Below are 13,840 nucleotides of genomic sequence, written 5' to 3'. Positions count from 1 at the left end.
TATTGCTACTTTACTAAAAAGTGCTTGACTAATATAACTTCATTGCTAGATAATAATTCAAATTTATACATTCCTTGCTTCCAGCTCATGTCATTTCTATCAAAGTTAACATTAAAGTTTCCAGATCTATTTATTTTAATAGGTACATTAGCTACGATTTCTTCTTCATTTAAACAAGTAATTTTCCCATTTAAAACAACCTCTGCTCCTTCAGGAATGTTTAGTGAAAAACTTATAGATATATTTTCATTTTCTCTAAATTCTTCTCCTATTACAAAAGGTATTATTATATTATTTTTATCAGTAAGTACTATAAGACTGTATAAATCTTTTATCCATCCATCAGATGGTCTTTTTATATTTATTTTTACATTTCCATCTTGAACAGGTGCATCAAATGTTCCTAAATCATTTTGTTTATGTCTTAAATTAACCTTTACAGTGTTTTTGTCGAAATTAGCTAATTTAAAATCAAAATTTATGCTTTCTAATTTTTCAGAGAAAAATCTAACATCTTGAATATTAGTATTTGGTGTATTTTCTTGCTCTACTATTAAAAAGTTTATAACACTTGCTTCTTGCCCTAATACAAGAACTTTAATTTGATACCATCCTAAATCCCAATCTTTATCATTTTGTTTGTTGAATTCTACCTTAAATGCTCCTTTAACAGTTAATTCGTTCTCATAACCTTCTAACTTCTTCTCATATCCTTCTTCCATATAATACAGATCTGTTTGTACTTTTATTTCCTCATTTGCATTAATATCAACATTAAATGCTAGTTTAGGAGTATTTTTAGGTATTTTAGGCAAATGTTCTCTATTTAATTTATATTTATCTTCAAGTTCTAATACTTTTTCTGCTTTATCTTTTTCTTCTTCTGCTTTTTCAGCTGCTTCCTTAAAGTTAAATCCTCCAAGTACAAATAATGATTTTATAGTTAATTCTTTTACTTCACTAAGCATATCATCAAAAAGCCTAAAAGCTTCATCATTAAAAACTCTTACAGGATCTGCTTTACCTACATGATGGAATCCGATTCCTTGTCTTATCTGTTCAACTATATCTAAGTAATCAACCCATTTTTGGTCTATTGTCTTCATCAATGTAAGTCTTTCTATGTATCTCAACTGCTCAGTTTCTATGTTTTCTTCTTTTTGTCTATATATTTCAAGAGCTTCATTTCGCACTTGTTCTTTAAGTTCTTCCTTATCTAGATTTTCTATTTCATCTAAACTTAAATCTTTTAAGTTTATCTTATTATCAAAATATAGTTTTTCATTTAAATCTTCTTGAAAAGAAACTAAATCCCATTCTTCTGGATAAGGAGAATTAGATGTATGTATATCAACAATTTTATCAGCAACCTCTTGTATTATTATTTTTATAAAGTCACTCATATCTTCTCCGTTTAATATTTTGTTTCTTTCATTATATATTGTTTCTCTTTGTTTATTTAAAATCTCATCAAATTTAAGAGTATTTTTTCTAATATTATAATTAACATTTTCTACACTTTGTTGTATTCCCGCTATTGATTTTACTACTAATTTATCTTCTATAGCTTCATCATCTTCTAAGTTGAATTTATCAACTATTTTTTTAACTCTTTCTAAATGCACTTTATCTATTTTTTCAAACATGCTATCTTCTAATGATGCATAGAACTTACTTTCTCCTGGGTCTCCTTGACGTCCTGAACGCCCTCTAAGCTGATCATCAATCCTTCTTGAATCATGTTTTTCTGTTCCTAGTACAAACAGACCTCCAACTTCAGCTACTCCTTCTCCAAGCTTTATATCTGTACCACGCCCCGCCATATTAGTAGCTATAGTTATAGCTCCCTTTTGACCTGCTTGTGATATAATACCCGCTTCATCTTTATCTTGCTTTGCATTAAGTAAATTATGCTTTATATTTCTTTCATCAAGCATCTCACTTAACTTTTCTGAATCATCTATGTATATAGTACCAATAAGTACTGGCTGTTCTTTTTTATATCTTTTTTCAACTTCATTTACTATAGCTTTAAATTTAGCTTCTTTTGTTTTGAATAATAAGTCTGCATTATCTATTCTTTGAATTGGTTTATTAGTAGGAACACATACAACCTCTATTCCATATATATCCTTAAACTCTTCTCTTTCAGTATAAGCAGTTCCTGTCATTCCAGATATTTTATTGAACATTCTAAAATAATTTTGATAAGTTACAGTAGCTAAATTTCTAGACTCTTTTTGAACTTCTACTCCTTCTTTTGCCTCAATGGCTTGATGAAGCCCTCCACCAAAGGTTCTTCCAGGCATTAATCTTCCTGTGAATTTATCAACAATCAATATTTGTTCATCTTTTACTACATAATCTTGATCTTTTTTCATTATATAATTCGCATTAAGGCTTTGTCTTATATGATGAAGAAGCTCTGTATTTCTTACATCAGCTATAGTATCAAGTCCAAATATTCTTTCTACCTTATCCATTCCCGCATCTGTAAGATTTACAGTGTGCTTTTCAATATCTACTTCATAGTCATCATCTTCTAATGATTTAACGAATTTATCTACTGTTATGTAATATTGGGAGGGTCTAGTACCTTGTCCCGAAATTATAAGCGGTGTTCTCGCTTCATCTATAAGTATAGAGTCAACTTCATCAATTATAGCATAATTTAACTTTCTTTGGATAACATTCTCCTTTGTTGTTACCATGTTATCTCTTAAATAATCAAATCCGAATTCACTATTTGTTCCATATATTACATCGCAATTATAAGCATCCTTTTTCTGCGGTAGAGCCATTTCACGTCTTGTAATACCTACAGAAAGACCTAAAAATTCATGTACTCTTCCCATCTCTTCTTTATCTCTAGATGCAAGGTAATCATTTGCAGTTATAACGAATACTCCATCTTCCGTTAAAGCGTTAAGATATGTAGGAAGTGTTGACACTAGTGTTTTCCCTTCACCTGTCTTCATCTGAGCAATATTCCCTTCATGAAGAACCATTCCTCCTATTAGCTGAACAGGAAAGTGTTTCATTCCAAGAACTCTAAAAGATGCTTCTCTAACTACTGCAAAAGCCTCTTCTAGTATATTGTCCAAAGTTTGACCATTTTGTAATCTTTCTTTAAATTCCTCTGTTTTTAATTTTAATTCTTCATCTGAAAGATTAGTCATTGTATCTTCAAAAGCTAGTATTTTATCAACTCTTTTTTGCAGTTTTTTTAATTTAGCTTCATGAGGATTTATAAAACTGTTTAAAAAATCCATTTTGTTTCCTCCTAGGTAAAATATATATTTATCCGTAAATACGATTTTTTCATTATTATATAAAATTAATTTTCTTACTTTAATACATTCTTATATAGTATATCAAATATTTAGCATTTTTTCATCGAAAAATTTGGAATATAAAAGAAAAAACAAGCCCCGTATCGTTTTTTTGACAATATCGGGACTTTTTATTGAAATAACTATATCTTATATTTGATTTAAAAGCTGTTTTATTTGTTCTTTCTCTTCTCCATCTGGAGCTTTTTCTATATATTTATTAAAGACTTCTTTAGCTTTTTCATTATTCTTTAGGTTAAGAGAACCAAATCCTATGAATCTATATGCATCATAGTATTTATCCAAATTAGTTATAGTTTCTAAAGCTTTTATGCTTTCTTCATATTTTTGTTTAGTAAATAAAATCTGTCCTTTTTTATAAAGAAGCATATCATTTTTAGAATCAGCTTCTAATCCTTTATCTATAAAAGTTAATGCTTCATCATATTTTTCTTTCATCATCTTTATACCCGCTATATTGTTATATGAGTCAACTAGTTCTGGAGATTTTTTAATTGAACTTTCATAGTAAGAAAGAGATTTTTCATAATCCTGCTGTTGTAAGTATATATAACCTAATAAGTTATCATATTTACCATTGTCCTTATCTTTTTTCATAGCTTGTTCAATAATAGTTTTTGCTTCATCATATTTTTGCTCATTGATAAGTATAGTTGCTTTATCGTAGTTTTGATTTGATGTATCTTTAGTTTCTTTTTCAGACGAACAACCTATTAAAGATACGCTTATCGTTATTAATAGTATGAATAATAATACCTTTTTCATACATATCCTCCTTTTAATTCATTAAAAAAATGAGGTATAAATATACCTCATTTTTTTATATTATTTATTTAGCTTCTTATTTTTTTATTTCCCATTTTTTAGATGTTTCATTGTAAGTGAATTTATATGTTTTTACATCATTAGTTAAGCTTTTAGCTCCTTCAGTATTTACAGTTTTAGCTTCTACTGTTACAGCTATATCCGCCATAGACTTAGGATTAGCAAATTCTATGTTTAATCCATTGTTAGCTACTTTAACTTCATCAACTGTATTACCAGTAACTACTACATTACCGTGTCCTGTTGCATCATTGATTTCGATTGCTTTATCAGCTTCAACTCTTACTATATAAGTCTTTTCTGATACAGCTAACTCAGCACCTGTTAACTCAGGCTTAACTAATTTAGCTCCATCTTTTTCAACTGTAACATTAGTTCCTGTAACTGAAGCACCTGATGCTTTAACTATTACCTTAACAGTAGTAGATCCTGCATCTATTTTAGCATTTGTATTTACAACAACTTCCTTAGCAGTAGTTCCGCCTTGTAATACAACTCCTACTTCTCTCTTGTTAACTTCTACATTTTTTAAGTTACAGCTGTTTAATACAACAGTTTGGTCATCTCCACCATTTATTATAGTAGTTCCTGTAACTTTTACATCATCCATTCCGAAGTCTTTAGTAACTTCAGATGATACAGTTAAGTTTCCTTCTACATTTAAGTCCTCAACAACTGTTTTATGAGTATTAGTAGTATCTTCAGCATTTACTAAAACATTTCCATAAACAGTTAAATCGTTGAAGTCATATCCTGTAACAGAAGCAGTAACATCTTTATTTAATTCTAATCCAGTTACTTGGTATATCTCTTTATCTGCTGCAGTAGATTTAAAAGCTATCTTATCATTAACTTTTAATTGTGCTATTGCAGTTTTCATAGAAGTAGGAACTGGATATTTAACTGCATCTATTATTATATAAGATCCATCATTTGCAACAACCTCTATAGTTTTAGCATCTTTAATTTCTCCATCTGTTACATCTGATGCATTATCTCCCAATATTTCAATAGCTACTACTTCATTATCTCTAAGAGCTATATTTATATACTCATTTTTCTTAACATCGAATAATCCTTTTTTGTCATCCTCTTTGTAGATAACAGCTTTACTATTTACTTTGTATTCTTTTCCAGCTACAGTGATGTAGCTTCCATCTTTGCTTGTAACTTTTAAGTTAGATTTAACTTCATAAGTGTAATCGCTATCTTTTCCGCTTGTTAAAGCTTCTTTAACTTCTCCATCAGAATCTAACTTAAATAAAGCAACCTTCTCATCTTCTAATAAGTTTTTATCTGAAGAACTCTTAAGGTCTAGCTTGTAAGTCTTAACTTCTCCATCAAATAAAGCAACCTTGATGTAATCGTCAGAACCTTTTTTATAGTTATCTATAACATATCCTGCTATTATATCATCACCTACTGGATCTAATCCTTTAGTGAAGAATACAGCGTCAACTCTCTTATTAGTGTCTCCATCTTCATGTCTATATATATAATCTAATTCTGTAGTTTCTTCTTGGTCTAATACCTTCTCCCAAGTTAATACTTCTATGTCATCAGAATCTAAAGTATTTACATAATCAGATAAGTTAAATGCTACAACTTTATCATCAACAGTTACTTTGTTATTCTTATCTTTAGCTAAAGAAGATCTTCCTATAGCATCATATACATCAGCACCTGACATATCATTCATTTGAGCATCAGAAGTATAAGTTATAGCTTTTGTAGTTTTATCTATGTTACCTAATACAACTACATCTTCTAATTCTCCATCTTTATTTACACCATATTCAATCATAAACGCTTTGTTATTTTGATTAGTTGATCCGAATGCTGTAGTAAATTCACTTTCAGTCATATCTACATCGTATACTACTTCTTTACCTTCGTTATTGAATAACTTAACTCTATTAGCTAATCCATCATCAACTCTAGTTACTATACCGTATAATCCTGAGTTAACTTTAGCAGCAGTTGTTATATGTCTTATCTTACCAGCTGCATCGAATATAGCTAACACTTTCTCAGATGAATCAGAAGCATCTGCTAATAAATCATCATCTACTCTATCTATATCTCCATTGTTGTTTAACGATATAGTTTTAACATATCCTAACTTATATTCTTTGTCTCCTATTTTAACTTTTTCATCGTCTCCAGCTACTTTATAATCATTGAATTCACCTTCAACAGTTTCTCTTACTACATATACATACCATTCTTTGTCTTTAGTAGTTTGGTTAGTAGCTTCTGTAATATATACAACATCGTTTGCTTTAATATCTTTTAACTCCATTTTTTCTCCAGAGTTATTGTACACGTAGTACTTATCTGGATCATCCTTTAAGTTAACAGAATCTGTAGCTTCACTTTCTTCAAAGAAAGATAAAACTTCTTTATCTGTATCTACTTTAGTAACCACTCCTGCTTTTACCTTGTTATCAGTATAAGCATCTACTACAGCAACTTTACCATCTTTATCAAGAACTACCTTAGCAAATACTTGATTTTCTGATTTCATATCTTCTATGAATTGTTTTTCAGATCTTGAATCGTTATCTAAGTATATCTTAGCATCCTTAGCGAAATCGTAATCATCATCAGCCTTAACAAGGTTTATTCCATCCTTCTCAGTTGCTCCACCTACGATATCGTAATATACTTTGAATTGCTTTTCTTCTTTTTCTACATAGAATACTTCGTCATCATCGTTAACATATACAGTTAAGTTTTCTCCTATATAGTTACCAAGATCTAAATCCGCTTTAACATCTAGTCTCTTAGTTACTTCTTTATTAGTGTCTGCTTCATATTTTATTTCTATTTCATTCTTACCTAATCCAGAGCTTACTCTTGGAACTGCAGTTATATAAGCTTCTTTGTACTTATCTATTTGTAATTTTTCTTCTAATAAAGTTTTACCCTTTTCATATCTGATTGCATTATCATTTGTATCGAAGTAATCTTCGCTGAAAGAGCTTGCTTTTATAATTTGAGCATCTAAAGTGTTGTCTAATAATACAGCAGCATCTCCTCTGTTTACTGCTCCACTATTTAATTTAACATCATCAGTTATATCTTCATCGTTAGCTTTAGCGATGTAGTTTCCTGGCCAAGTTCCTTTTAAGAACTCATCTTTGTATCCTAAAGATCTAACAAGCATTGTTAATGCTTGAGCATAAGTTACTTTATCATTTGGAGCGAAGTTTTTAGCACCCATACCTTTGATTAAGTTTTGTCCTGAAGCTACGTTTATGTATCCCCAAGCCCATTGGCAAGATGCATCAACATCGTTAAAGTCAGGTCTAATACCTTGAGCAGCTACTGCAGCTTCTTTTAATCCTAAAGCTTCAACTAACATTTTAGAGAATTGAGCTCTTGTTAATTCCATTTCTGCATGGTATTTTCCATCTTCCATACCATTTACTATTCCAAATGCTGATAATCTCTCAACAGCTTTAACCATATCTTTGTTATCTATACCTTCAGTTATTGTTCCAGCAGCAAATGCAGAACCCATAGATCCGAATGCTAAAGCACCAGCTAATGCAACTGAAAGAACTTTTTTAGTATTCTTCATATTCTTATATTCCTCCCTTAATTTATGTAAATCACCATTTATTATATAAAATGGTTTTACTTTATTATTCATGAAAATTATACCACTGTAAAATTTACCAGTCAACAAGTAAAGCTACTTTGTAATGTTTTTGTAATAAATATCAACTTTCTTGTAACATTATAAAAGTTTGACTATAATTTACATGGATAATTTTTCTTGTATCCTTACAAGAGTAATTATATGTTAATTCATGAAAAAAATCCATTACAAATATATTACAAAATAGAGCTGTTCTGTAATATATTTGTTATATTTTTCTTCTATAGGTTGCAATTACTAGTTTTAAGGATATTTGTTCCTTGGTAAATTTATCATATTTTATTTATCTATTTTCCAATTGTATTGTTTTACTCTTTTTATCTTTTAGTCAAATTGAATTCAAATACTAACCACTAATCTAAAAAAATAAATGGTATTAAAATATTAGTGAGTGATTTAAATACTTTTGCATAAAACTAGTATTACAACGTTTGAATATCCGTTAAAAAAGTTCGTTGTCTAACCGTAAGGGAGTTTAGAACGTTTAGGATATTCAATACGATGTAATGATTAGTATTTAAGCAACGGAATTCATTAGAATTCGTTGGCGCCATGAGCGTAAGCGAATTTTATTAAAAGGATTTAACATACGAGCGGTATTTTGATACCATTCATTTTTCACTCAACCACTCCCAAAAATTTAATCCATAAAAAAAGAGCGATAATAATAGAAATTAATTTCTATTATTATCGCTCTTGCTTATCTCTACTTTGCAGCAGCCTTTATAAATTCTCTAAATAATGGATGTGGTCTTGTTGGTCTTGATTTGAATTCTGGATGGAACTGTCCAGCAACGAACCAAGGGTGATCTTTGTGCTCTATTATTTCAACTAATCTCTCATCTGGAGATATTCCTGAAATTATAAGTCCTGCTTTAGTTAATAACTCTTTGTACTCATTATTGAACTCGAATCTATGTCTATGTCTTTCATATATTAACTCTTCTCCATAAGCTTCATAAGCTTTAGTATCTTTGTATATCTTACATGGATAAACTCCAAGTCTCATTGTTCCACCCATATCTTCAATACCCTCTTGATCTTCCATTAAAGCTATAACTGGATATTTAGTCTCTGGATCAAGCTCTGAAGAATGAGCTCCATCTAAACCTGCAACGTTTCTTGCAAAGTCTACTACTGATAATTGCATTCCAAGACATATTCCAAAGAAAGGAACTTTGTTCTCTCTAGCGTACTTAGCAGCAGCAATCTTTCCTTCTACTCCTCTATCTCCGAATCCTCCTGGAACTAATACTCCATCAGCATCCTTAAGTATCTCAGCTGCATTTTCATTAGTTACATCTTCAGCATTGATCCAATCTATATCAATCTTAGCATCATTGTGTATTCCAGCATGCTTTAAAGATTCAGCTACAGATATATATGCATCTTGAAGCTCTACATACTTACCTACTAAAGCTATCTTAACTGTCTTTTGAAGTTGTTTTTCTTTCTCAACTATTTCAATCCACTTAGTAAGATCATAATCTTTAGCATCAAGCTTAAGCTTGTCTACTACTAATTGATCAAGACCTTCTTCTTTAAGCATTAAAGGAATGCTGTATAAAGTCTCTGCATCTAAGTTCTGGATAACATGATCTGGCTTTACATTACAGAATAATCCTATCTTTTCCTTCATATCTTCTGATATAGGTCTTTCTGATCTACATACTAATAGATCTGGTTGAATACCTATACTTCTAAGCTCTTTAACTGAATGTTGTGTAGGCTTAGTCTTTAACTCTCCTGATTTAGCAAGATAAGGTATTAATGTTACGTGGATATACATAACATTCTCTTCACCTGCATCATACTTAACCTGTCTTATAGCTTCAAGGAATGGTAGAGACTCTATATCTCCTACAGTTCCTCCGATTTCAGTTATAACTACATCTACATTTGATTCTTTTCCTACTTTATATGCTCTATCTTTAATTGCATTAGTTATGTGAGGTATAACTTGAACTGTAGCTCCAAGATAATCTCCTCTTCTTTCCTTATTAAGAACTGACCAGTATATCTTTCCTGTTGTAACACTTGAGTGCTTTCCTAAGTTGATATCTACGAATCTTTCATAATGTCCAAGATCAAGATCTGTCTCTGCTCCATCTTCAGTTACGAATACCTCTCCATGTTGGTAAGGTGACATAGTTCCTGGGTCTATATTGATATAAGGGTCGAACTTTTGAATTGTTACATTAAGTCCTCTAGATTTTAAAAGTCTTCCAAGTGAAGCTGCTGTTATTCCTTTTCCTAATGAAGATACAACTCCACCAGTTACGAATACATACTTAGTTGCCATTATGTTCCTCCTTGTATTATATATATTTATTTAAATTTCAATTTTTCCTTAAAAAAGGGGTAGGTCGCCCTAGGAAAAGGGCGACCTACCATCTATTAGAAACCACCCTCTTAGGGTCAGGCTTTTAAATTTTCTTTTTTAAAATAACTATTCTATTGTATCATCACTTATTTAATATTTCAATAGATTTTTTTAATTGTTTGTCCATTTTATCAGAAGTCATATATTTTACAAATTCTTCATTTATCTTATTTAGAGTTGTCACATCTGCCACTCCATATGCATAAAGTCCATTATCTCCTTGGAACTTCTCTATAGCCTTAAATGTAGAATCTTGATATATTCCCTTAGGATCACTTATATCATATCCCATGGCACCAAGTCTTTCTTGAACCGCCAACACCTCAAATCCTGCATTTCCTTTAGAAAGCTTCATATCTTTATTAAGCTCCATAAGCTTCTCAACATCTATATCGAATCTATCACAATCTATATCAGGAGTAACACCAGTACCATCTATACTTCTATCAGAAGGAAGATAGTATTTTGCTATTGTAAGTTTGATGCCCTCTCCATTCTTTAAAGGAAGAACAGTTTGAACAGTTCCCTTACCATATGTAGTCTTACCTATTAAAGTTCCAGACTTCGTATCCTGTATAGCTCCAGATAATAACTCAGATGCTGATGCTGAATTCTCATCTACTAGAACAGTCAATTTATCAAATGCAACTTCACCTTTAGAATAATGGTTGATAACCTTATCTTTTGCATCACGTACTATAACAACCTTACCCTTTGGCACAAAGTGCTTAGATACTTCAACAACAGCAGATAAACTTCCTCCTGGATTTCCTCTTAAATCAAGAACAGCCTTCTTAATGCCTTGTTTCTTAAGTTCATCAACAGCAACTTGCACTTCATCTGCTACATTAGTTGTAAACTGAGATATCTTAATATAACCAATATCTCCTTCTATTACTCTATACTTAACAGATTTTATCTTTATTTCATCTCTTTTTATATCTACTTTAAATTCTTTGCCACCTCTAGATATAATAAGATTTACATTAGTTCCCTTATCTCCCTTTATCTTGTTTATAACTTCTCTAATATCTTTAATTTCTCCAAGTCTTTCACCTTCTATAGCAACTATAATATCTCCAGGCATAAGACCAGCCTTTTCAGCAGGAGAATCTTCTATAGGTTCTACAATCTTAAGCTTACCATCTTTAGCATTTATCAAAGCACCTATACCAAACATCTTTCCACTAACAGATTGACTAAAACTCTCTTTAGTCTCCTTGTCCATATACATACTATGCTTATCTAACTTCTCAAACATCCCCTTAATAGCACCATCATAAAGCTCATCATCAGTAATTTCCCCAGCATAATTATTATTTACATACTTCTTAACAGCATTAAAAAATTCCTCATTCTTAACAAAATCATCAGCAAAAGCAATGTTAGTAATTAAAACCATTACAGTTACTACACTACATAAAAATCTACCCATTCTTTTCAAATTCTCACCCTCTTCTATTTTTATAAAAAATTTAACAAATAACAGTTAACTAAATAGAATACTTTCAATAAGTACCGTTTTTCACTTAACCACTAAACCAAAATTATGGTTATTAAAATGTTAGCTACTTTTCTGTTAATATTTTTCTATTAAGCTTAGATTGTGACATTGAAATATACATCAAAAAACTTCTGTGTCTGACCGTAGGGAGTTTCAGAAGTTTTAGGATATTTTATAAGACACAATTTATTAGTTCTATGAAAAAATCAACTAAGTAGCGATATTTTAATGACCATAATTTTACGCTAAACTACCAGGCTAAAAATACCACCAATATTTTCCTGATGTTTTTATGTAAAATAATTCAAAATACCCTTTTATTATAGCACAGTTTTACGATATCCTATATATATACTAATTTCAAAAGGAGGTAAAGAAATGAAAAAAAGAATTATATGCTTAACATTCATACTAACACTAGTATGTAGCTCACTAGCATTCGCAAGCGGATACTCTAGATCAATAACAGCTTATTTCTCAAACATAAAAGTATCCTTAAACGGAAAAACACTTAACTTCTCAAACGAGCCTTTCATATACGGCGGTACTGTATACGTTCCTTTAAGAGACGTATCAGAAAGCCTTGGAGTTAACGTAGCTTGGGATGATAGAAATAATACTGTTTATATGCACGATGATTCAAGTTTAGGATATACTAACAGTTCTTCAGAAATAGAAATGCTAAAGAATCAACTTAAAGCTAAGGACGCTGAGATTGACAGACTTAAAAAAGATGATGATGACGATGATGACAAAGATTTAGAAGACTTAGAAGATAAACTAAATGACGATTACGATAGATACACTAAAGGACGTGAAACTCTAAAGTTTAAATATGATTTGTCACAGCGATCTAATGGAGATATCAAGGTTAAGATGACTGGAGATTTTGATAGAACTAGTAGTGCTTGGAGTAGACGTGAACCTTCTCGCTTTAGAGATTTCATAGAAGATACCGTATGCGATAAAATAAGAGATGAATTCAGAGAAGATATTGAAATTACAGTTTATGATGAAGATAAGGATACATGTGGTGAATATGAATATGACTACAGTGATAGAAAACTAGAAAAAGACTACGACGAATATGAAGATTAAAAAAGCTGCTCAATTGAGCAGCTTTTTATATTTTTTTAGAATGTGCATATCTTTTATTGTATTTAAGTTCCATTATATTTATTCTATTATTAGCCGTATCCATACTTATCATATCCACATTACTTTGAAGCTTGTCTATTTTTTTATTAGTATTCTTAACAGCCACTTTAATTATATCCGTTTCCTCTTTTAAATTGGTTACAGCTTTTTCTATATTTTTGCCACCAACTTCTCTATTGTTTTGAAGTCCTTCTAACGATAATTTTACATTACTCGCTATTTTCTCAGTGACAATCTCTAATTTACATAATTTCTTATCTAATGTGTCTGCCTTAACTTCAATACTTTCTACTTTAATCTCTAGATTTCCTACTCTCTCATCTAACTTGTCTACCTTAGTTTCCAATTTATCAAACCTTTGATCAATCTGATCGAACCTTTTATTGAAATCATCATTCATCTTACTAAGTAAATGTAATATTTTTTCTTCCATACTATGCCTCCTGTCATACGAAATCTAATACTATAATTATAGCATATATATCCAGATATAAATATTGGTTAAATATCCCTTGTATTTTTTACCTATCCCCACAAACTATAAGTGCTACAACTTAAAAATAAGGCTTATCAAAATGTTAGTGAATGATTTAAATGTTTTTAAATAAAACTTGCGTTACGTCGTTTGAATATCCGTTAAAAAAGTTCGTTGTCTGACCAACGGGAGTTTAGAACTTTTAGGATATTCAATAAGACGTAATGCTTAGTTTTATAAAAAAGTCTTTATTCTAAAGATTTTAAATGTAGACTTTTTTGAAACTCATAACGGAATTTATATTTATCCACAATTTGAAGAGGAATATAATTTCCTATTCGTTATAAAAAATATTTAATACGTTCACGGTATATACTGTACCCTATAGAGTGGACACTTAAAAAAAGTCCATTCTATAGGGTATTTTATGTATAATGAAAAAAAGGACGGTGGGAGATGAAATGAGTAATAAAAT

At 30.4% G+C, this 13,840-nt stretch carries 7 protein-coding genes; 1 reads left to right on the top strand and 6 read right to left on the bottom strand.

What is annotated here, in order from left to right; all coding sequences use genetic code 11:
- Positions 1-5 precede the first annotated feature (5 nt).
- The 5 genes from secA to WJW32_RS04040 form a co-directional block, all read right to left on the bottom strand.
- Positions 6-3,272, bottom strand: a complete 3,267-nt coding sequence (gene secA / locus WJW32_RS04060) for a preprotein translocase subunit SecA (RefSeq protein ID WP_340255365.1) — start codon at positions 3,270-3,272, stop codon at positions 6-8.
- A gap of 210 nt (positions 3,273-3,482) precedes the next feature.
- The gene (locus tag WJW32_RS04055; RefSeq protein WP_340255362.1) at positions 3,483-4,118 is read right to left on the bottom strand and encodes a tetratricopeptide repeat protein; all 636 of its coding nucleotides are present in this window, start codon (positions 4,116-4,118) and stop codon (positions 3,483-3,485) included.
- A 76-nt stretch (positions 4,119-4,194) separates the two neighbouring features.
- A complete protein-coding gene (locus WJW32_RS04050; RefSeq protein WP_340255359.1) occupies positions 4,195-7,764 on the bottom strand; it encodes an S-layer homology domain-containing protein in 3,570 nt (1,189 codons plus the stop codon).
- A gap of 787 nt (positions 7,765-8,551) precedes the next feature.
- Positions 8,552-10,147: a CTP synthase gene (locus tag WJW32_RS04045; RefSeq protein ID WP_340255356.1), complete on the bottom strand. Its 1,596-nt coding sequence runs from the start codon at positions 10,145-10,147 to the stop codon at positions 8,552-8,554.
- 163 nt (positions 10,148-10,310) lie between these two features.
- Positions 10,311-11,663, bottom strand: a complete 1,353-nt coding sequence (locus WJW32_RS04040) for a S41 family peptidase (protein WP_340255468.1) — start codon at positions 11,661-11,663, stop codon at positions 10,311-10,313.
- A gap of 447 nt (positions 11,664-12,110) precedes the next feature.
- Here WJW32_RS04040 and WJW32_RS04035 point away from each other — a divergent pair, with 447 nt between their 5' ends.
- Positions 12,111-12,830, top strand: coding sequence for a copper amine oxidase N-terminal domain-containing protein (locus WJW32_RS04035; protein ID WP_340255352.1), 720 nt, complete (start codon positions 12,111-12,113; stop codon positions 12,828-12,830).
- Positions 12,831-12,855: 25 nt separating this feature from the next.
- On the opposite strand, the gene WJW32_RS04030 is transcribed toward WJW32_RS04035, so the two are convergent.
- Complete coding sequence (locus tag WJW32_RS04030; protein ID WP_340255349.1) at positions 12,856-13,323, bottom strand: hypothetical protein; 468 nt, start codon at positions 13,321-13,323, stop codon at positions 12,856-12,858.
- Between the last annotated feature and the right edge of the window lie 517 nt (positions 13,324-13,840).

The sequence above is a fragment of the Tepidibacter sp. Z1-5 genome (assembly GCF_037844525.1).
Classification (GTDB): Bacteria; Bacillota; Clostridia; order Peptostreptococcales; family Peptostreptococcaceae; genus Tepidibacter_A.
This window is presented reverse-complemented; position numbering and strand designations above follow the sequence as displayed.

Excerpts from the sequence above, each read along its gene's own strand:
- secA (WP_340255365.1), bottom strand. The coding sequence starts at position 3,272 with ATGGATTTTTTAAACAGTTTTATAAATCCTCATGAAGCTAAATTAAAA.
- WJW32_RS04055 (WP_340255362.1), bottom strand. The coding sequence starts at position 4,118 with ATGAAAAAGGTATTATTATTCATACTATTAATAACGATAAGCGTATCT.
- WJW32_RS04050 (WP_340255359.1), bottom strand. The coding sequence starts at position 7,764 with ATGAAGAATACTAAAAAAGTTCTTTCAGTTGCATTAGCTGGTGCTTTA.
- WJW32_RS04045 (WP_340255356.1), bottom strand. The coding sequence starts at position 10,147 with ATGGCAACTAAGTATGTATTCGTAACTGGTGGAGTTGTATCTTCATTA.
- WJW32_RS04040 (WP_340255468.1), bottom strand. The coding sequence starts at position 11,663 with ATGGGTAGATTTTTATGTAGTGTAGTAACTGTAATGGTTTTAATTACT.
- WJW32_RS04035 (WP_340255352.1), top strand. The coding sequence starts at position 12,111 with ATGAAAAAAAGAATTATATGCTTAACATTCATACTAACACTAGTATGT.
- WJW32_RS04030 (WP_340255349.1), bottom strand. The coding sequence starts at position 13,323 with ATGGAAGAAAAAATATTACATTTACTTAGTAAGATGAATGATGATTTC.